This is a genomic window from Synechococcus sp. CC9311 (genome assembly GCF_000014585.1).
Lineage (GTDB): Bacteria > Cyanobacteriota > Cyanobacteriia > PCC-6307 > Cyanobiaceae > Synechococcus_C.
Genome location: NC_008319.1, coordinates 1,526,604 through 1,546,496, shown reverse-complemented (window position 1 = coordinate 1,546,496; position 19,893 = coordinate 1,526,604). Strand labels below are relative to the sequence as shown.

Annotated in this window: 21 protein-coding genes; 7 read left to right on the top strand and 14 right to left on the bottom strand. The window is 53.2% G+C overall.

The features are described 5' to 3' along the window. Positions 1–63: 63 nt before the first annotated feature. The 7 genes from SYNC_RS07840 to glpX form a co-directional block, all read right to left on the bottom strand. Entirely contained in the window at positions 64–447 is a 384-nt protein-coding gene (locus SYNC_RS07840; protein WP_011619609.1) for a hypothetical protein, read from the bottom strand. Next, the gene (locus tag SYNC_RS07835) at positions 444–980 is read right to left on the bottom strand and encodes a CIA30 family protein (protein ID WP_041426583.1); all 537 of its coding nucleotides are present in this window, start codon (positions 978–980) and stop codon (positions 444–446) included. The genes SYNC_RS07840 and SYNC_RS07835 overlap by 4 nt, the downstream gene beginning before the upstream one ends. A gap of 26 nt (positions 981–1,006) precedes the next feature. Continuing rightward, positions 1,007–1,723, bottom strand: coding sequence for a 6-phosphogluconolactonase (pgl, locus tag SYNC_RS07830; protein WP_011619607.1), 717 nt, complete (start codon positions 1,721–1,723; stop codon positions 1,007–1,009). Between the two features lie 8 nt (positions 1,724–1,731). Then, a complete protein-coding gene (gene gndA, locus SYNC_RS07825) occupies positions 1,732–3,150 on the bottom strand; it encodes an NADP-dependent phosphogluconate dehydrogenase (protein ID WP_011619606.1) in 1,419 nt (472 codons plus the stop codon). A 115-nt stretch (positions 3,151–3,265) separates the two neighbouring features. Next, positions 3,266–4,561: a glucose-1-phosphate adenylyltransferase gene (locus SYNC_RS07820; RefSeq protein ID WP_011619605.1), complete on the bottom strand. Its 1,296-nt coding sequence runs from the start codon at positions 4,559–4,561 to the stop codon at positions 3,266–3,268. 93 nt (positions 4,562–4,654) lie between these two features. Continuing rightward, the gene (locus tag SYNC_RS07815) at positions 4,655–5,968 is read right to left on the bottom strand and encodes a glutamyl-tRNA reductase (protein WP_011619604.1); all 1,314 of its coding nucleotides are present in this window, start codon (positions 5,966–5,968) and stop codon (positions 4,655–4,657) included. 27 nt (positions 5,969–5,995) lie between these two features. Next, complete coding sequence (gene glpX / locus SYNC_RS07810) at positions 5,996–7,000, bottom strand: class II fructose-bisphosphatase (RefSeq protein ID WP_041427028.1); 1,005 nt, start codon at positions 6,998–7,000, stop codon at positions 5,996–5,998. Between the two features lie 156 nt (positions 7,001–7,156). Here glpX and rpe (SYNC_RS07805) point away from each other — a divergent pair, with 156 nt between their 5' ends. Together rpe (SYNC_RS07805) and rpe (SYNC_RS07800) are read left to right on the top strand one after the other, a co-directional pair. Beyond that, positions 7,157–7,891 carry a ribulose-phosphate 3-epimerase gene (rpe, locus tag SYNC_RS07805; protein WP_011619602.1) on the top strand — a complete coding sequence of 245 codons (735 nt, stop codon included), beginning with the start codon at positions 7,157–7,159 and terminating at the stop codon, positions 7,889–7,891. A 49-nt stretch (positions 7,892–7,940) separates the two neighbouring features. Then, complete coding sequence (gene rpe / locus SYNC_RS07800; protein ID WP_011619601.1) at positions 7,941–8,612, top strand: ribulose-phosphate 3-epimerase; 672 nt, start codon at positions 7,941–7,943, stop codon at positions 8,610–8,612. A gap of 236 nt (positions 8,613–8,848) precedes the next feature. Here rpe (SYNC_RS07800) and SYNC_RS07795 read toward each other — a convergent pair whose 3' ends face one another. From SYNC_RS07795 to SYNC_RS13820, 3 genes are all read right to left on the bottom strand, one after another. After that, complete coding sequence (locus SYNC_RS07795) at positions 8,849–9,055, bottom strand: hypothetical protein (RefSeq protein ID WP_011619600.1); 207 nt, start codon at positions 9,053–9,055, stop codon at positions 8,849–8,851. A gap of 118 nt (positions 9,056–9,173) precedes the next feature. Then, complete coding sequence (locus SYNC_RS07790; RefSeq protein WP_011619599.1) at positions 9,174–9,731, bottom strand: YqhA family protein; 558 nt, start codon at positions 9,729–9,731, stop codon at positions 9,174–9,176. Positions 9,732–9,761: 30 nt separating this feature from the next. Then, positions 9,762–10,004: a hypothetical protein gene (locus tag SYNC_RS13820; RefSeq protein WP_011619598.1), complete on the bottom strand. Its 243-nt coding sequence runs from the start codon at positions 10,002–10,004 to the stop codon at positions 9,762–9,764. Between the two features lie 81 nt (positions 10,005–10,085). On the opposite strand from SYNC_RS13820, the gene mfd reads away from it, so the two are divergent. From mfd to SYNC_RS07775, 4 genes are all read left to right on the top strand, one after another. Continuing rightward, positions 10,086–13,628 (top strand): transcription-repair coupling factor, encoded by a 3,543-nt coding sequence (gene mfd, locus SYNC_RS07785; protein ID WP_011619597.1) that lies wholly within the window; start codon positions 10,086–10,088, stop codon positions 13,626–13,628. A gap of 84 nt (positions 13,629–13,712) precedes the next feature. Beyond that, the gene (locus tag SYNC_RS14705) at positions 13,713–13,877 is read left to right on the top strand and encodes a hypothetical protein (protein WP_011619596.1); all 165 of its coding nucleotides are present in this window, start codon (positions 13,713–13,715) and stop codon (positions 13,875–13,877) included. A gap of 84 nt (positions 13,878–13,961) precedes the next feature. Continuing rightward, entirely contained in the window at positions 13,962–14,486 is a 525-nt protein-coding gene (locus tag SYNC_RS07780; RefSeq protein ID WP_237699186.1) for a hypothetical protein, read from the top strand. Between the two features lie 35 nt (positions 14,487–14,521). Next, positions 14,522–14,986: a hypothetical protein gene (locus tag SYNC_RS07775; protein ID WP_011619594.1), complete on the top strand. Its 465-nt coding sequence runs from the start codon at positions 14,522–14,524 to the stop codon at positions 14,984–14,986. On the opposite strand, the gene SYNC_RS07770 is transcribed toward SYNC_RS07775, so the two are convergent. Genes SYNC_RS07770 through SYNC_RS07755 form a run of 4 tightly spaced genes read right to left on the bottom strand, consistent with a single transcriptional unit; the run spans position 14,977 to position 18,598 of the window. After that, on the bottom strand, positions 14,977–16,329 hold the full coding sequence (locus SYNC_RS07770) for a S41 family peptidase (protein ID WP_011619593.1): 1,353 nt from the start codon (positions 16,327–16,329) through the stop codon (positions 14,977–14,979). The genes SYNC_RS07775 and SYNC_RS07770 overlap by 10 nt on opposite strands. 36 nt (positions 16,330–16,365) lie before the next feature. Continuing rightward, on the bottom strand, positions 16,366–17,559 hold the full coding sequence (gene ispG, locus SYNC_RS07765; RefSeq protein WP_041426582.1) for a (E)-4-hydroxy-3-methylbut-2-enyl-diphosphate synthase: 1,194 nt from the start codon (positions 17,557–17,559) through the stop codon (positions 16,366–16,368). Next, on the bottom strand, positions 17,559–18,164 hold the full coding sequence (locus tag SYNC_RS07760) for a uracil-DNA glycosylase (protein ID WP_011619591.1): 606 nt from the start codon (positions 18,162–18,164) through the stop codon (positions 17,559–17,561). Before SYNC_RS07760 ends, ispG begins: the two co-directional genes overlap by 1 nt. 20 nt (positions 18,165–18,184) lie before the next feature. Continuing rightward, the gene (locus SYNC_RS07755; protein ID WP_041427025.1) at positions 18,185–18,598 is read right to left on the bottom strand and encodes a VOC family protein; all 414 of its coding nucleotides are present in this window, start codon (positions 18,596–18,598) and stop codon (positions 18,185–18,187) included. A gap of 112 nt (positions 18,599–18,710) precedes the next feature. Between SYNC_RS07755 and SYNC_RS07750 the strand changes: the two genes are divergently transcribed. Next, the gene (locus SYNC_RS07750; protein ID WP_011619589.1) at positions 18,711–19,889 is read left to right on the top strand and encodes a pyridoxal phosphate-dependent aminotransferase; all 1,179 of its coding nucleotides are present in this window, start codon (positions 18,711–18,713) and stop codon (positions 19,887–19,889) included. The last annotated feature ends 4 nt before the right edge of the window (positions 19,890–19,893 follow it).

Here is a 19,893-nt window from a genome sequence, read left to right as displayed (position 1 = left end):
ATGTGTTTAAAATATATTTTATTGACGAGTTGTCCAGAGGAGAGTTTGTTGGAGATCGCTTATTCAATCCGCTCGAGATTGACCAACCAGTTGTGCTCTGAGCCGTCGGGCGATCGCTTCTAAGGGTTGTCCGTCGGCTGGAGCTGTGCAACGCATGCCGTTGTCTGCATGCATCCAAACGGGATGTTGCCCTTGCCAAAGCATGGGACGCTCCGCTTGATCACACCAACTCAGCATGAGATTCACATCACTGCCGCTCCGATAGATCTCGAGTTCAAGATCCATGGCCTTCATCCGAGATCCGGACGCATCACGGGTCTCGATTCGAACGAAGAAATCGTCAATGCTGGCTGGTCCTTCCTCCTCGTGAATCGGAACAACAGCATGCTGATAAGGCTTGCGGCAAAGATCAGCCGTGTGGGCAATCACAACAGCTAAATCAATCATTGGTAGGCTTCGATCGAATGAATCAGAAGGCGGATTGCACCTGCACGGAAGCCCGGATTCGTGGATCCTGCCTCATCAAACCGTGAATGGAGCACTTGTAAGCGGGTAATCGCGGACGCATCAAAACGCAAAGGCAGTCCTACTGGTTTGGCACGAACAACAGGCTGAAGATCTTCGAAGGCAATCTCTGCAAAGGTGGTGCCTTCCACCTTTGTGGGAACGGGTGTTACCCAGCGCAGTCCGCCAGGAATCATCTCTGTGAGTCCCATCAATCCATCAGAGCAAGCCACTGCAAATTTCAAGGTTCGACCTTCACCTTCCACCGCTAAGCGCAATCCTCTGAAGGCGGAAAGATCGAGGGGCGGTCTGAGCAAGGGGGAACGGCAACTTACAAAACCTCCTCCATCTGCGACTAGCTCACCCTCCAGCAGCAGACCTTCGGGAGTGAGGCGGCAGCCGGCTTGGCTCGTCCCACCCATGATCGTGTCGTTGAGTGTGGCCCAGGAATCGAATGAAACACGGGACGTGGTCATCTCAATCCTGCACAAGGAATGCTTATTTAAAGACCTTCGCAGGCAGCTTCGTCGACAAGGACGATGATTTCTGACTCCGGTTGTGCCAATTTTGCTGGAGTTCGTTTTGGGGATTCAGTTGGATCGAGCAAGCGACGCAGGGCTTCCCTTTTCTTGGCTCCACTCACTAGGAACATCACGGTTCGAGACGCGCTGAGCACTGGAGCTGTGAGTGTGATGCGCTCCAATCCTTTACCCCGTCCAATCGTGGTCCAGCGATCACAAACGTCAGGAGCCTCAGTGCCAGGGAAAAGTGAGGCGGTGTGCCCGTCATCCCCAAGACCCAAGACCATCATGTCGAAGATGGGTGGCTCTCCAGTACAGGTTTTGCTGATCAGCTCTGCGAAAGCATCAGCGCTGGCTTCTGGTGAGGGAAGCTCAACGGTTGGAACAGGTTGAAAACAGGCTGCTGCTCCTGGCTCTCCGGTTTGCAGCAATGTGGCGCGGAGCATGCGTGCATTGCTGGACTCGTCATCCGCGGAGACCCAACGTTCGTCTCCAAGAAAGACATCCACGCGATTCCAGGGCAAATGTTGTTGGCCCAACCTCTGATAGGCCTGGGAGGGAGTGGTCCCTCCAGAGAGTGCAATCTGAGCACGATCGCGTTGATCAAGCGCCAGTTGTATTGCTGTGGCGATGTATTCAGAGGCCCGCAGCGCTAGATCCTGCGGATCTCGGGCTCGTTCAATTCGATAGGAGGTCATCAATCAGCTCAATCCAACCACTCGGTGTGAAACGTTCCTTCTTTATCAACGCGTTGATAGGTGTGGGAGCCAAAGCAGTCGCGCATGGCTTGAACTGCATTCTGAGGCAGACGAGCTGTGCGATAGCTGTTGATGTAGTCGAGTGTGTTGCTCAAGCAGGGCACAGGAATTCCGGCCTCAGCGGCTCCTGCAACGACTTGGGCTAAACCAGGAAGTCGGGTGTTGACCTGATTGGCAAACCAAGGATCAATGAGCAGATTGTTCAGCTGCGGATCGGTTGTGAAAGCATCCTGAATCCGTTGGAGAAGTCGCGCGCGAATGATGCAGCCACCCTTCCAGATCTGAGCGATCGAGGGCATGTTCAAGTTGTAATCATGCTCTGCGGAGGCAATCCGAAGAAGCTCCATTCCTTGGGCATAGCTGGCCATGCAGGAGAGCACCATCGCATCCATCAGTGGTGCCATGCCATCGGCAGGGGTGCCAAGATCAAAGGCTTTGACCGCAGGGCCTTTGAGGATGGTTTCCGCTTTGACTCGCTGATCTTTCATCGAACTCATCACGCGGCCATTGAGAGCTGCATAAATGGTTGGTACAGACGCACCCATCTGCAAGGCACTCACCACAGTCCATAAGCCTGTGCCTTTTTGTCCTGCTTTGTCCTGGATCTTTTCGATCAGATCGCTCCCATCATCAGGATCCTTCGTACGCAAGCAGACCTCTGTGATCTCAACGAGGTAAGAGGCGAGCTCCTCGGTGCTGTTCCAATGGGCAAAGACATCGGCCATCTGGGTGCCATTCATCCCCCCAACCCTCTTCATGAGGTCATAGCCCTCAGCCAGGATTTGCTCGATGCCGTACTCGATGCCGTTGTGCACTGTTTTGACAAAGTGCCCTGAACCGCCTGGGCCGATGTAGGTGACACAAGGACCGTCTTCGACTTGGGCCGCCATTTTTGTGACGAGACTCTCAATGGCGTCGTAAGACGCTTTGGTGCCGCCAGGCATCATGCTCGGCCCTTCAAGAGCACCTTTGGCCCCCCCGGACACGCCCATGCCAATAAAGCCAAAGCTCTTGCTTTCCAACTCGGCAACACGACGCTCCGTGTCGTGATATTCCGAGTTGCCACCATCAATCAGGAGATCACCTTCGTCTAAAAAGGGAGAAATCTGTTCAATCACTGCATCAACAGGACCACCCGCTTTCACCATCATCAAGATGCGGCGAGGTCGTTCTAATTTGTTGACAAAATCCTGAAGGTCGGTTGCTCCTTGAATGTTTTTTCCGGCACCTCGACCTTTCAGAAAGTCTTCCGTCTTTGAATAAGTGCGGTTGTAAACAACACTTGAAAAACCATTGCTCTCAGCATTGAGAACAAGGTTTTCGCCCATCACGCCTAGACCGATAAGACCAAAGTGAGACTTCGACATCAAAAACTGCATTCACTGAAGTCAGTGTGACCACAGGATCAAAAATCCGCTGCAAACTGGTCCACCTCTGTCAGGGATAAGAGATGGAGGAGCCAATCTTCTATGCAGTTTGTCGTCAAATCACTGTGTCGTCGGCAATCGATGCATTTTTAACGACAACGATGATTCCATTACGAATGTAGAAGCCTTGGTCAGGGCGATCAGCTTCTTCCACGCGATCCTTATTCACGATGGTGACGTTTTTACCAATGCGAGCATTTTTATCAAGAATGGCTCCCTTCACAGTGGTGCCTTCACCAACTCCAACTGGAATACCACCGCGTGCCCTTAAAGTTTCGCGTTCGCCTTGCGATTCAAAGAAGTCAGCTCCCATCAACAATGAATCCTGGAGGACCACATTGTTTTCCACGCGACTGCGCACACCCAGTACAGAGTGGTGGATGCTGCAGGCCTTGATAATCGATCCTTCACTAATAATCGAATCTGTGATCTGGCTGTCCACAAACTTGCTAGGGGGCAAATACCGAGGACGTGTGTAAATCGGGAAGGCTTCGTCGTAAAAGCTGAAGGGCGGTGTTGGCTGTTGAGTGAGAGCCAGATTGGCTTCATAGAAAGCACCGATGGTTCCGATGTCTTCCCAATAATCGTCAAAGACGTAGCTCTTGAGATTGTCGCCACGTGACAGCGCTTCTGGGATCACTTCCTTGCCGAAATCCTTATGGCCGGGATTGGCGTCAAGGAGATCAAAAAGAGTTTTGCGACTGAACACATAGATGCCCATGGAAGCCAGGTAAGGGCGCTCCTTCGAGGACTCAACACTGAGGCCAAAACGGGACGTGTCAACGGCCATTGCCTTTAAGGAATCTCCCTTGGGCTTCTCGCGGAATTCCTTGATATTCCCGACCTCATCGGTGCGCATCAAACCGAATGCTTCTGCTTGCGCAGCATCAACAGGCAGTGCTGCAACCGTGAGGTCAGCGCCGGTACTGCGGTGATGCTCCACAAAACGGCTGTAGTCCATTCGATAGAGCTGATCACCGGAGAGGATCAGGTATTCATCAACATCCCATTCTCGGAACAGGGTTTGGTACTGGCGCACGGCATCAGCCGTTCCTTCGAACCAGGACGGGCTGTCGAGCGTTTGTTGCGCAGCTAAGACTTCGACAAACCCTTGTCCAAATCCGGCGTTGAGGTTGTATGTCTGGCTGAGGTGACGATTCAGTGACGCACTATTGAATTGCGTCAACACATACATCTTGTTGATGCTGGAGTTGATGCAATTGCTGATAGGAATATCAATCAGTCGATATTTGCCCGCCAAAGGCACTGCTGGCTTGGCTCTCATCTTTGTCAGTGGTTGGAGACGGGTGCCAGCCCCTCCCCCGAGAATGATTGCCAGTACTCGCTTCATGCAGCTCCCGCCTTTCGGCTATGCGGGGCAAACTTACTGGATTTTTTGCATTCCAAACCAACCCTTGGGCCAGATCGTGGAGATTGCAGGAAATTAATCTTGCGTCGCAGCTCCAGATTCCAAATCAAAGATTTTTTCGACGACCTGGAGTGCCTGTTGTCGTTCGCTGCGTTGCTGTGGACTGCGGAGCTGAGTCACAGGTGTGTGGAGGATTTTGTTGATCATTCCCTTGGTTAAGGCTTCCACAACCTTGCGTTCTCGCGCTGAGAAATCAGGACCCATGCGGCTCAGTGCTTTGGTGAGTTCCTCGACTCGGATCTCCTCAAGTGAGGCCCTCAAACGGTTGATGGTGGGAACGGCCTCCAGGCTGTCCCACCACTCGAGGAACAGGCGTCCCTCTTCTAACAACAGTCCTTCAGCCTCCCGAGCAACCTGCTGTCGAGCTTCTTGGTTGCGCTCTACAACCTCCTGAAGATCATCCACATCGTGAGATTCAACCCCGGACACCTCGTGTACATCGGAAGCAATGTTGCGAGGCACCCCGATATCAATCAGTCGCAATGAGCTGCGGCGATTGAGAGCGTTCAATCTGTTGGCGTCAATGATCGGGTCATCGACTGCTGTGCTTGTAAAGACCAACGAACAGGTGCTCAGGCACTGATCAAGGTCGTCGAGTCCTCTGCACTGAATGGGCAGGTTTGGAAAGTCAGTTGCTAATGCTGAGGCTCGTTCAATGGTGCGATTCAGCAACACCACTCCAGAGGCTCCCTTCGCTTGGAGATGTTGGAGCAACAAACGGCTCATGCGTCCAGCACCAACAACGGCGATTTGCTCCGTTTCAAGGGTGACCAACGCATCTTGGCCGCGAGATTGTCCAAGTTTGAGTTGAGCCAATTCAACCGCTGCTGAGCTGACGGACACAGCACCGGTGCTGAGATTGGTTTCAGAGCGGACTCGCTTTCCTGTGCTGACAGCCTGCGTCAACAGACGATTGAGAATTGGACCGATTGATTTGTGCTCTTGGCCCAGGCGCATCATTTTCTTGACCTGGGACAAGATTTGTCCTTCACCAAGAACAAGGCTGTCGAGTCCAGCAGTCACTCGCATCAAATGCGCAATGGCTTCGTCATGGTGATAAGTGAAGAGGTGCGGAGATAGATCACGGCTTTCCAAACCGGAGTGTCCACTCAGAAAATCGCGTACAGCAGCAATCCCTAAATCCGGATTGCGCACCAAGGTGTAAATCTCCAGTCGGTTGCAGGTGCTGAGGATCGAGGCCTCCAACACCTGCTCATGATTTCGCAGGTTTTGTAGGGATTCCTCCATGGTTTGCTCAGGAATGCTGAGCTTTTCCCGCACTTCGACCGGAGCCGTTCGATGACTGAGGCCGACTACGGCGATATGCATGGAGAAATCCCTCTGTTGCTGCGTGAATCAGTTCAAAGCGATGCTTTGAGCTCCATCCTTCATGTGGATGGTGTTAGTGAAACTGCAGGTGTTGTTCAGGTTGCTGATGATCAAGCTGCTCGTGCGGGTGCAATCAGTTTCGAACTTCACTCCGTTGAAAAGAAGACCATCTGTGATGCCGCTGCCGGCGAACACAACGTGCTCTCCGCAGGCAAGCTCACTGGCTTCGTACACCTTATCGGGGTCGGTAATGCCCATTTCTGCGAGGCGGGCGAGATTGCCTTCCTTCGTCATATCTGCCCACTCAGAGGTCTGAGCAATGGCTGGGTCATACACCAGTTGTCCTTGGAAGTGTCCGCCTAATGCGCGCATCGCGGCCGCGGAGATCACACCCTCAGGAGCAGCACCAATGCCCATCAGGCAGTGGGTTCCAGTTCCAGCAAAACCACAAGCAATAGCCGCTTGTACATCACCATCTGAGATGGGCTGAATACGAGCACCGGTGGCGCGGATTTCAGTGATGAGGTCTTTGTGACGGGCACGGTCCATCACCACGATGGTGAGTTCATCAGGAGCAAGACCCAAGCACTCACTCAGAATCTTGATGTTTTCAGTCGCAGACTTGCGAATGTCAACCTTGCCTTTCGCTGCCGGTGGAGCAGCCAATTTCTTCATGTAGAAGTCGGGAGCGTTGAACAGTCCACCGCGGTCGGACGCTGCGAGAACCGCCATGGAGCCGCGTTGGCTGTACGCACAAAGGTTTGTGCCTTCGCAAGGGTCAACAGCGAAGTCGACTCCAGGGCCAGTGCCGGTACCGACTTCTTCACCGATGTAGAGCATGGGAGCTTCGTCGCGTTCCCCCTCACCGATCACAATGCGGCCCTTCATTTGAATCTGATTCATGCGCTTGCGCATGGCATCAACAGCCAAAGCATCGGCTTCATCCTTCAGACCTTTGCCGGAGAGCGTGGCGGAAGCGATGGCGGCCTGCTCGACGATCTCGAGAATTTCCTGGATGAGAGTGCGATCCACGTAAGTGCTGCGGGGGGTAAAGGGAGGCTTTGAGGAGAAAGCCTGCAACAGCAGGGATTTCTGTCTCATATGCGCGGCTCACTGTATCAGTGTTATCTGGACACCTCTAGAGCCCCAAAGCTTCTATAAAATTTCGCGAGTTAATGACAATTTTTAATGGCTGCGACGCATCGCCCTATTCAGATCATTCCCTCTGTTTTGCCTGCTGACTGGGCAGCAATGGGGCAATGCGTAAAAGATCTCGAAGATGCTGGTGTTGATCGCATTCAGTTTGATGTGATGGACGGGAATTTTGTTCCCAATCTCACCTTTGGCCCCGAGCTGATCAAAGCCTGCCGGCGTTACTGCAACGTCCCGTTTGAAACTCAGCTCATGGTGAGTCAATACAACTGTGAAACCATGCTCGAGGAGTACGTAGAGGCCACCAAAGGGGCCAATGGGGAGCCAGGAGTCGTTATCGCCCACGTTGAAGCGAATACCCATTTGCACCGAATTCTAGGAAGGATTCGTCAACTGGGTGGAAGCCCTTCTGTGGCACTCAATCCACACACTCCAATGGAAATGGTGAAGGACGTTTTGGACCTGGTTGACCACGTGCTGGTGATGACCGTCAATCCTGGCTTCGGTGGGCAGGCCTACATCCCAACCATGCTCAACAAAATCTCCGAGCTAAGAAAGAACATCGTTGAGCGAAATCTTGACGTGGATATTGAAGTTGATGGCGGCATCAAGGCCAACTGGACTATTTCCCAGTGCTGCGCAGCTGGTGCGAACTGCTTTATCGCTGGAAGCGGAATGTTTGCTTATCCGAGCCTGAAAGAAGGATGCGATGACCTCCGTCGCGTTGCTAGCGAAGCTCAGTCTGGAAACGTGTTATCGACACCAGCCTGACATCGTGTAACAGATGTAACGTAGAGGTGTATTAATCCATCTCTACTCGATGTCCCGCCAATCTCTTGTGGTGTCTCCGTCGATATTGTCTGCAGATTTTTCACGCCTTGGTGAAGATGTCAAAGCTGTTGACGAGGCAGGTGCAGACTGGATTCATGTCGACGTGATGGATGGTCGATTCGTCCCCAACATCACGATTGGTCCACTGATCGTTGAGGCTCTTCGTCCGGTCACCAAAAAACCTTTGGATGTGCACCTCATGATTGTGCAGCCAGAGAATTATGTGGAGGACTTTGCGAAAGCTGGGGCAGACATCATTTCTGTACAGGTTGAGGCCTGCCCACACCTGCACAGAAATCTTGCTCAGATTAAGGATCTTGGGAAAATGGCGGGAGCTGTTCTTAATCCGAGTACTCCACTCGATACTCTTGAGTATTGCTTAGAGCTTTGTGATCTGGTTTTGATCATGAGTGTGAACCCTGGTTTTGGCGGTCAGAGCTTTATTGATAATCAAGTACAGAAAATCCGCGATTTACGTCGCATGTGTGATGAAAAAGGTTTGGACCCTTGGATTGAAGTTGATGGTGGCGTGAAAGCAGCGAATGCCTGGAAAGTGATTGAAGCCGGTGCAAATGCAATCGTGAGTGGTTCCGGTGTGTTTAATCAACCCGATTATGCAGCGGCGATTCAGGGAATCCGTAATAGCAAGCGCCCTTCTTGATTCAGCGTTTTGCCAGGGAACTGGACGTTGGTTTAGGTTTAATGTAATTGTCTCTGGCCTCTGCCGCATGGCAGGGGTTTTTTGATAGGGCGACTATCAATTGTTGTAAGAGATGCGGCTTTTGTATTTTAAGCTCTCTACCTGAAGAATGCTTTGAAGGAATTGGTTGTATGTAGCTATTGCTTGCTTAGATCTATGGGTTACAACGACTATCGGTTGATAATCTCTTTAGCTCTTTAGATTTTTTCTTCGACCATTTTTCTGTAGTCTTGGCACTGGTAAGAGGAGTGAAGGCTTCGAGTTGTTTCGTCGATTGCACAACTAAAACCTTCTCTGAAGGCGGCACGCTTCATGGCTTCGATTTGAGAGACGGCGTAAATACCAAGTGCAATCACAATGAACAGTGAAATGCCTGCTCCCGTGCCTTTTGGATAAAATTTCATAGCAATTGGTCATGTCATGAATCAGTTTAGGGTGCTGATAATGACAGATCAAGATCTTCGGCTTGAGTCTGCTCTGTGATGGGGTTTCTATCGTTGATGGGCTGGCTGGCTGAAACCTTTATGTGCTTTTGTGGTTTTTGCCCACGAGCCAAGCACTAAATGCAAGCATGAGTACGCATCCACAGTATTGAAGTATGTCTGATATTGATTCCACTTCATAGCTAATCATTAGCTTGAATGCTGTTACGATTAAAGCAACAATGATGACGTTTGTTAGCTTCTGTTTGAGGGCTTCAAGTGAATTGATGCTCAGAATATTTCGCCTTTCTTTTGATAGGTCTTGGAGTCTTGGGTCGATGTCAGAAATGATCAGTTCGTAGATTCCATATCCGAAAATAAGCAAGGCGATGCCGATCACATAGTAATCGATTCCGCCAACTACTTTTCCGAGTAAAATAATACTTTTGTCTGGGTTGAAGGATCCTTGGAATAAATGGCTAAGTGCATGGACCTCCTCCTGAGTTCCAAGGATGAAACAACTAACGCTGCCAAGGAGACTCATCACAACAGGCAGGATGGTTACCAAGCGGAATCGCCAAAGAAAATGTTCAAAACGAGATTCGAATCGGGCTCTTCTACTTTTTTTGATTTTTAGTTCCGCCATTTGCTCATTCATGGTTGATTGTTAATGCCTAGGTTGTTGCGATTAAACTGTCCTGCCCGGTGGATTGGATTGAGGCGGTAGCGGCCGCGGAGTAAACAGTGCCGGAATCGACAGCGTGATTAAGGCGCTGCCTACGGCTAGCAATACGAGCAAGGGCACTGGTTTGACGAGGGGCTGCTTCTCTAAAACGGCTCCACAGCGCACACAAATCGGCGTCGCTCCAGGTGGTGGGTGAAGGACAACAGCTGGTCCACAACAGCATTCTGGGCAGCGAAAACGGGGCATGAATATTTTGGGTAGTTAGCGAATCACGCGCTACCAGGCAATGAATTGCGACAATCATGCGTTGCCGACGTTTGTTCTGCCATGCCCCTCAGCTCTTTGGTGCGTCTGTTGCAGACCTCAGCGCTGAGCGGTGAGTTGTGCGAACGAGCGCAACGTGACCAACGACTGCTAATGCGTGGGGCTGGCAGAGCGGCTCGTGCATTGGTTGCCAGTGCGTTGGCACGGCGGATGGATCAGCCACTGCTGGTGGTTGTTCCCACCTTGGAGGAGGCCGGACGCTGGACAGCCCTCTTGGAGCTTATGGGGTGGTCCCGGGCACAGCTTTATCCCACCAGTGAGGGCTCTCCCTACGAACCTTTTGACTCCACGACTGAAATCACCTGGGGTCAGCTCCAAGTCTTAAGCGAACTGCAAACAGACCGCAGCAAAAGCGATTTAGCGATCGTTGCCACTGAGCGATGTCTGCAGCCCCACTTGCCACCTCCACAGACCTTGGCAGAGCATTGCCGGGCTTTAAAGAAAGGCGACCTTGTCGATCTTGAAGAATTATCGACCTACCTAAGCCAACTTGGCTACGAGCGCGTCTCGACGATTGATCAGGAGGGAACCTGGAGCCGACGCGGCGACATTGTTGACGTTTATCCCGTAAGTAGTGAACTCCCCGTACGTCTGGAGTTTTTTGGGAATGAACTCGACAAACTTCGTGAATTTGATCCAGCCAGTCAGCGCTCCCTGGACGCCGTCGACACACTCAAGCTCACTCCAACAGGCTTCAGTCCGCTGATTGCTGAAGGTCTGCGCGAGCAGGTGCCTGACGACCTGGATCAGTTGCTGAGTGAGGCGCAGATTACTGAGCTTCTTGAGGGAGGAACTCCCGAGGGCATGCGTCGCCTGATGGGATTGGCCTGGGATGCACCTGCGTCGCTCCTTGATTATTTGCCTGCCGAGTGCTGTATCGCTATCGATGAGCGCCGGCATGGGAGCGCCCATGGGCAGCAGTGGCTTGACCACGCTGAAGAGCAACATGCTGAGCTTCCTGTTTCTATTCCTCCTCTGCATCGGCCCATTAAGGAGGCGATGGAGCTTGCCGAGTCGTTTGCTGGATTCGATCTGGCAGAACTTCAGGAACACGACAGCCACCCCAATGCCTTTGATCTCGCCAGTCGCCCAGTTCCGTCCTATCCCAATCAATTTGGAAAACTCGGTGAATTGATCAAACAGCACCAACGTGAGCGTCAGGCTGTTTGGTTGTTGTCAGCGCAGCCCAGCCGTGCCGTGGCTCTGCTTGAAGAACACGACTGCATTACGCGTTTTGTACCCAATGCAGCGGATACGCAAGCGATTGATCGCCTGATTGAGCAGGGCACACCTGTGGCCTTGAAAACCCGAGGAACAGCTGAGCTCGAAGGACTGCAACTCCCTGCTTGGCGGGTTGTGCTGCTCACTGACCGCGAATTTTTTGGACAGCAATCACTCACCAGTAGTGGTTATGTGCGACGGCGACGCAAAGCGGCCAGTCGCACCGTTGATCCCAACAAGATGCAGCAAGGGGATTTCGTGGTGCATCGCAACCATGGAATTGGTCGCTTTAAAAAACTCGAAAAGTTAGCGATCAGTGGTGAGGTTCGCGATTACCTCGTTGTGCAGTACTCCGATGGCATCTTGCGAGTAGCTGCCGATCAGCTCGGGAGTTTGGGGCGGTTTCGCGCCAATAGTGATACTCCGCCGCAGCTCAGCAAAATGGGCGGCTCCGCTTGGGTGAAGGCGAAGGAGAGGGCCACCAAGGCGGTGCGCAAAGTTGCCCTTGATTTGGTGAAGCTGTACGCCGAACGCCACCAAGCTGCAGGGTTTGCCTTCCCGATCGATGGGCCATGGCAGGTGGAGCTCGAGGATTCCTTCCCCTACGAACCCACCTCTGACCAGCTCAAGGCCACGGTGGATGTCAAGCGAGACATGGAAAAACCAGAGCCGATGGACCGTTTGGTCTGTGGTGATGTGGGCTTCGGGAAAACGGAAGTCGCTATCCGAGCGATCTTTAAAGCCATCACCGCTGGCAAACAAGTGGCGATGTTGGCTCCCACAACCGTGTTAGCGCAACAGCATTGGCGCACGCTCTCGGAACGCTTTGCCCCTTATCCAATCAAGGTGGCTCTTCTGAATCGTTTCCGCACGGCAGGTGAGCGCAAAACAATTCTTGAGGAGTTAAAAACCGGCACGATTGACGCCGTAGTAGGCACGCACCAGTTGCTCAGTAAGAACACCGCTTTCGACAAACTTGGCTTGCTGGTGGTGGACGAGGAACAACGCTTTGGTGTGAATCAAAAGGAAAAAATCAAGGCCTTGCGCAAGGACGTGGATGTCTTGACGCTCTCAGCGACGCCTATCCCTCGAACCCTCTATATGAGCCTGTCTGGGGTGCGTGAAATGAGTTTGATTACGACTCCACCACCTTTGCGCCGTCCGATCAAAACCCACTTGGCGGCATTGGATGACGAGGCTGTACGGAGCTCTATCCGACAAGAACTGGATCGAGGCGGTCAGGTGTTTTACGTGGTGCCCCGTGTGGAGGGCATTGAGGAGGTGGCCGGCAAGCTTCGTGAGATGCTTCCCGGTCTCAAGCTCCTAGTAGCCCATGGACAAATGGCTGAAGGCGAGCTGGAGAGCGCGATGGTGGCGTTCAACGGTGGAGAAGCTGACGTCATGCTCTGCACCACCATTGTGGAGAGCGGGCTTGATATTCCTCGTGTGAACACCATCTTGATTGAGGATGCGCACCGATTCGGTCTTGCTCAGCTTTATCAGCTAAGGGGACGCGTCGGTCGCAGCGGCGTCCAGGCCCATGCCTGGTTGTTTTATCCCGGTGATGCCTCACTTAGTGAAGCGGCTCGCCAACGCTTGCGTGCCATTCAGGAATTTGCCCAGCTTGGCAGTGGGTATCAACTAGCGATGCGCGATATGGAGATCCGTGGGGTGGGCAACTTGCTCGGTGTGGAGCAAAGCGGACAAATGGAGGCCATTGGTTTCGATCTCTACATGGAGATGTTGCAAGAGTCGTTGGCGGAAATCCAGGGGCAAGACATTCCCGCCGTGGACGACACGCAAGTGGATTTGCAGGTCACTGCCTTTATCCCTGCGGATTGGATCGTCGATGCCGACGAGAAGATGTCTGCGTATCGAGCCGCATCCGAGTGCCTCAGTTCAGAAGCTTTGGTGGAACTGGCTGCTGGTTGGGCTGATCGTTACGGGGCCCTGCCCGGACCTGTTCAATCCCTGTTGCAGTTGATGGAACTCAAGCTGCTCGCGAAACGCTGCGGATTTGCGCGGATTCGCCCCGAAAAACCCAATATTGCGTTCGAAACGCCGATGGAAGAACCTGCATTTCGTCTTCTTCGACAGGGTTTGCCGCAACATCTCCATGGCCGACTTGTTTATCAGGCAGGCACAGGAAGCGTGGCCAAGGTGCTGGTGCGAGGCCTAGGTGTGTTGCCTATGGAGAGGCAGCTGGATGAGCTCAAAGGCTGGCTAGAGCAGATGGCAGCCCAGATTCCGGATACGGATGGACTGACGCGTGAGCAGCGCGACCAACAGCAAAAAGACCGGAACGAAGCGGTTTTGACGGTTTGAGCTCAAGCCAGCACTTCAAAGATGAGAAAGTGCAACACAATTCGCAATCCTTCGTTACCATGGGGTCACACGAAGTGATACCAAGTGGCTGAATTCATCGACCCAATCGCTTCGGGAAGCTCTCTCAGCCTTCTAGGCAGTTTGGTCGGCGCAGCAGCAGTTGGGATTTTTGCTCTTTGGCAGAACGATACGGAAAACGACGACGACGATTCTTCTCCAGGTGGTGGCTTGATGCAACCCATCGCTTGAAGCGAGAGCCCCCACTCACATTTAGTCATATGAATCACCCGTTTGGGTGATTTTTTTTATGGATTGATCGTCGATTCTGGTGAGGTGCCCCGATGGCGGACCATGCCAATCAAGCCGCTTTATTCCTTCAAGCAATGGTCATGGATTGCATGCTTTACCCCTGTGCTGCTGCTTCTCGTAACAGCACCTGTTCATGCTCACTCTTGGGCAGCGGTTGATGCCTTGCGCCACAAACTCACGTCTCACGGCGTGAGAGTAATTCAACGGAATTGCTCAACACGGGGGTTGCAGGGGGCTTACCACCCGAAAAATGACACCTTGATCGTGTGTCGCACTCACCGCAATGCGGCACAGGTTTGGAACACCCTGGCTCACGAAGCGACGCACAGAATGCAGCGCTGCGCCGGTGGAGCGATCACCCTTCCCAGCCAACATCTCATGATGTCTCGCGTGCTGAGACGGGAAACACCGCAGGAGTGGAAATCAATTAGGGCTTATCCCCGGAGTCAGCAACTTGCTGAACTTGAGGCGCGCTATACGGCAAAACTTCCTGCCAACGATGTCATGAAGCTGTTCGATCGCTATTGCGGATCAACAGTTCGCGTCTAAAAACGTCTCCCTAACTAACGAATACCTATCAACTTATGAATAATCTTCTTCTCCAATTAGCCATGGCAGCTCTTGGGCAAATGTCTGGAGGTGGACCATCGCAAATGCCGCTCAATATTCCATCGAGGCCTTTCACCGTGAGTCGCCAGAGCCGACCTCTGTATCCCACTCGCTCATCTCAAGCGCCCAATCTTCAGGTTGCCACCTTGGCAACGACCACCTGTTTGATGCGATCAGGTTCAATCGGTCGTGGAGAGGCGGTCGCGTTGTTGGAACGTCAAGGACAAACCTGGGGATGGCCTAGGACTTGGGGACAACGCATTCCGTTGGGGGTCCTGGATCAGGCAATCCAATCAGCTGGTGGTTGCAATGCACTTGTGCAGAGGGCACGCGAGGCTGCCCCAAGACACACAACTACTATCCCAGCTATCCACAGAGGCAGAGGCTACGAAGGCAGTCAAAGTGAACGCGAAGGGTTCGGTTTAGCCCCTTATCGCTGAAGTGCCGACTGAAGGTTTGCCTCTCCTGGTTGATAGGTCTTACCAGTTTTTGGCGCTTGCAACGCTTTGAGCAGGGTGGTTTCCGCTACGCGGTACTGCCCATCTTTATTGGTCCCCAACTGTTCAACAGTGAGGGTTTTAATTTCCTTCTCACTCATCTCCACGGGAACATCTGGCCGGATGCCGTTTTTGTGGATGTCGGTGCCCTTAGGTGTGAGGTATTTCGCAATCGTGACGGTCATCCCAGATCCGTCAGAGAGGCCTCGCACGGATTGGACCAGTCCTTTGCCAAACGTTTTTTGGCCCACCAGAAGCCCGCGCTCATTGTCCTGAAGAGCTCCTGAAAGGATTTCGCTGGCACTTGCTGAGCCTTCGTTCACCAACACCACGACTGGACGGTCGGTTAAAGCATTTCCTGTGGCGCGGCGCACGTCCTGAATACCCTCACGGGTTTTTGTGCTGACAATCGTTCCTTCATCCAGCCATTGACGAGCAATGTCGACGCTGGCTTCAAGCAATCCACCTGGATTGCTGCGTAGATCAAGGACGTAACCCTGAGATCCTTGCTTCTCCAGCTCACGGATGGCCGCACGCATCTCTTTGGATGCGTTGGCATTGAATTGCTTCAGACGGATGTAGCCCACCTTGGTGCCATTGGCACTGGTATTGAGTTGACTATCAACTGCATGAATTTCAATGCGAGCCCGCGTGAGGGGGACGTCGATGACGGAGCCCTTGCGGCGCAAGCCCAGGACTACTTTGCTTCCTTCTGTCCCTCGAATGAGCTTCACCGCATCTTCCGTGGTCATCCCCTTGGTGAGTTGACCATCAATCGAAACGATGACGTCTTTGGGTTGGACCCCTGCTTTTGAGGCAGGTGTGCCTTCGATTGGCGACACCACCACGATCTCTTTGGTGTCTTTATCCAGTGAAATTTGAATGCCGACACCGGTTAATTCACCTGAAGTGTCGATTTGCATTTCCTTGAACTCTTTCGGGTCCAGGAATCGGGTGTAAGGGTCGTCAAGACTCGCCAACATGCCGCGAATCGCTTCATACGATTCCGCTGTTCCGGCATAGGACTTGGAGAGTAAATCCTTTCGAAGAATGGACCACTGATCCAGGTCATAACCGCCCGATGAATCCAGGAAATCTCGATAGACGATCTGCCATACCTGATCAATCACCTCTTTGGGGCTGTTGGTGATAGACGATGAGGATGTACTTGGCAAACCCAAACCAGGATTCGCCACAACCACGGCCGCTGTGACAGCCCCTGCGCCAAGAGCTACAAACCAGGTGCGACGTTGAGAAGCTTTGATGCTGGATTTTTTAGCGCGCATGCCGTCCATGAGGACCTTTTGATCACCCTAACGACATCAGTCGGGTTCAACCCAGCGACCGTCGTCTTTGATCAACTGCACTAGGGCCTCTACACCCTCCGACTCGGGGACTTTTCGGATCTCATCGCGGTTGCGATACAGGGCGATTACCCCAGGCCCCTTACCCACATAACCGTAGTCAGCGTCAGCCATCTCGCCAGGACCATTGACAATGCAACCCATCACCGCAATGTCGAGTCCGGTGAGATGACAGGTGGCGTTTCGGACCTGATGAAGCACCTCCTCAAGATTAAACAAAGTGCGACCGCAGCTCGGACAGGCCACGTACTCGACCATCGTCTTGCGGATTCCCAACGCCTGCAGGATCGAGAAGCACACAGGAATTTCCTTTTCAGGGGCTTCTGTTAAGGACACGCGAAGGGTGTCGCCAAGGCCTTCCGCCAGCAGTGTTGCGATTCCGGCCGTGCTCTTGATGCGCCCGTAGTCGCCATCACCTGCTTCAGTGACTCCTAAGTGCAGTGGGTAGTTGAACCCTTCCCGATCCATGGTGTCGGCCATTAATCGGTACGCCGCCAGCATCACGGGTGCACGGGATGCCTTCATCGAAATCACGATGTTGTGAAAATCGAGTGAATCGCAGATGCGTACAAACTCCATGGCCGACTCGACCATTCCTTGAGGTGTATCTCCATAGGTGAACAGCATTCGTTCAGCCAAAGAGCCGTGATTCACTCCAATCCGCAAGGCCTTGTTTTGCTCTTTCAGCACCTGCACGAGTGGGGCAAAGGTTTCCTTGATCCGATCTCCAATCGCATCAAACTCCTCTTTGCTGAACTCCTGGCGATCGGGATCCGGTTTGTCGAAAACAAATAACCCAGGATTAATGCGAACTTTGTCGACGTGCTTCGCGACTTCTAGGGCGATGCGCGTGCCGTTGTGATGAACATCAGCCACGAGCGGGATTTTGCATCCCTGAGCTCGAAGCGCTGAGCGAATCTTCCCCATCGCTTTGGCATGACCGATCGACGGAGTCGTGACACGCACGATTTCGCATCCGGCATCGGCTAGACGAAGAATTCCCGCGACCGAACCGTCGATATCAAGTGTGTCTTCATTGATCATCGATTGCACCGCAATCGGGTGCTCACTTCCGATGGGCACATCGCCGACCATCACGGTGCGCGTCACCCGGCGATGAATCTTTGTGTCGTAACGCTGCGAGGCGGTCATCAACGATCGCTCGAATCTGGGGTTAACCCTGACACAGCCCCGTTCAGTGCGTGCTTGACGTGGGTTAGGTCAGCCATGAACAGCGAGTGTGGTTTCCCAGGTTCCCGCGAAGGATTGCGCAAGAGGTAAGAGGGATGAAAACTCGGCATCACACAACGCCCTTTCCACTCCGTCCAATGACCCCTTAAGCGACTAATCGGTGTGCGGCATTCGAGCAGTGTCGCTGTGGCCGTCGCCCCAAGAATGAACAGGATCTCAGGATTGACCTCAAGAATTTGACGATCAAGCCAGGGTCTGCAGGCCTTGAGCTCGGCTGGGGTTGGACGTCGATTTCCAGGGGGACGGCATTTGATCAAGTTGCAGATGTAAGTGTCATCGGCTTGATCAAGCCCAACCTCTGTCAGGCATGCATCCAAGAGTCGTCCGGAACGTCCAACAAAGGGACGACCTTGAGCATCCTCATCAGCCCCTGGCGCTTCTCCAATCACCATCAGCCGTGCTGAAGGATGTCCGCGACTGACCACAACATGCTTTCGTTCTTTCGCTAAGTCACAGCGCTGACACTGGAGACAGGATGCCTTTAAGTCTTCTAACGACACGCGCATGGATCGCTCAGTTCAAAACCCTATGAGCCAACGAAACCTTGCTGCAGCACCAAGGTGAGAAAGGGCTGTCCCTCAGGATCCTCCATCCAGCATTCCGCTCCAAATGATTCAAGACGAGCGGGTTCGCGCCGCCGTGCTCCCAAGACCTCCAGTTGCTCGATCCAACCGGCGAGCTCCGTCTCAGGATGGTCGGTTCCGATCCGCTGAAAACAAGGGGCCAGGGCTGCACCTCGCACGGGCCAAGGCCGTTGATGAGAAGGGCGATAAATCTGCAGTGTTTCTCCCGTGGGTAGAGACACCATCCAGTGCTGGTCTGATAGTCCTTTACGGCACGAACATCCCAGAGCGTTCGCATAAAACTCCGCGAGAGATTGGGGATTATTGGCCGCCAACACCCAACTCAATGAGGTCGTTTCAGCGGACATGGTCGGCATGGTCAACATTTCGATCCAGGCTGTCATCAGCACATCGGTGTTGTCACCGACGCCACATCAGGCAGGATGTTGTTTCACATATCCGAGCATCCATCGAGGGGGTGCCGTGCTGATGCCAGGCCCCCCATCTCTCTCGCACCGAGCTTTGGCTCTTCAGCCATCGCTCACACTTGCCATTAGCGCCCGAGCAAAAGCCCTGCAGCAAAAGGGTGTGGATGTGTGCAGCCTGAGTGCGGGGGAGCCGGATTTCGGGACGCCAGACTTCATTGTTGAGGCGTCAATCCAAGCCCTCAGGGACGGCATCACCCGGTATGGCCCCGCTGCTGGCGATCCAGAGCTGAGGGCTGCGATCGCGCAGAAATTGAGTCTTGAAAACAACATCCCCACCAAAACCGATCAGGTCTTGGTCACCAATGGCGGCAAACAGGCGATTTACAACCTGTTCCAAGTGCTTCTGAACCCAGGCGACGAAGTCATCATTCCGGCCCCATTTTGGTTGAGTTACCCAGAAATTGTTCGCTTGGCCGGGGGAAATCCGGTCACGGTGCCGTCGTCAGCAAGCGATGGGTTTGGACTTGATTTGAACAAGATTGAACAATCCATCACACCGTTAACCAAGGTGCTGGTGCTCAATTCACCCGGCAACCCAACAGGTCGTGTGTTGTGTCTTAGTGAACTAGAAGCCCTGGCAGAGCTAGTGCGAAGGCATCCGCACCTGATGGTGATGAGCGATGAGATCTACGAATATCTGTTGGAAGAGGGTGAATCCCACCACAGCTTCGCCGCAGTGGCTCCAGATCTCAGAGAGCGGTGTTTTGTGGTGAACGGTTTTGCCAAAGGCTGGGCCATGACCGGTTGGCGACTCGGATATCTCAGTGGTGACAGCACGGTGATCAAGGCCGCGGCTGCCCTTCAAAGCCAAAGCACCAGCAATGTGTGCAGCTTTGCTCAACGGGGAGCTTTGGCGGCGCTTCAGGGGTCTCGGGATTGCATCCGGGCGATGGCCGCTAGCTACAACACGCGGCGAGCCGAGCTCTGCAATGGGCTGCAACAGATGAAGGGCATCACCCTTGTGCCGCCAAGAGGCGCGTTTTATGCGTTCCCTCGCTTGCCTGACTCCATTACCGATTCGCTGGCCTTTTGTGAGCGTGCTCTTGAGGAGGAAGGATTGGCGATTGTTCCGGGTGGTGCCTTTGGCGATGATCGTTGCGTCAGGCTGTCTTGTGCCGTCTCGCGTGAGACGATTTCCGATGGACTGAGTCGGTTTCAGAATTTGCTGACTCGTCGCTAACTCC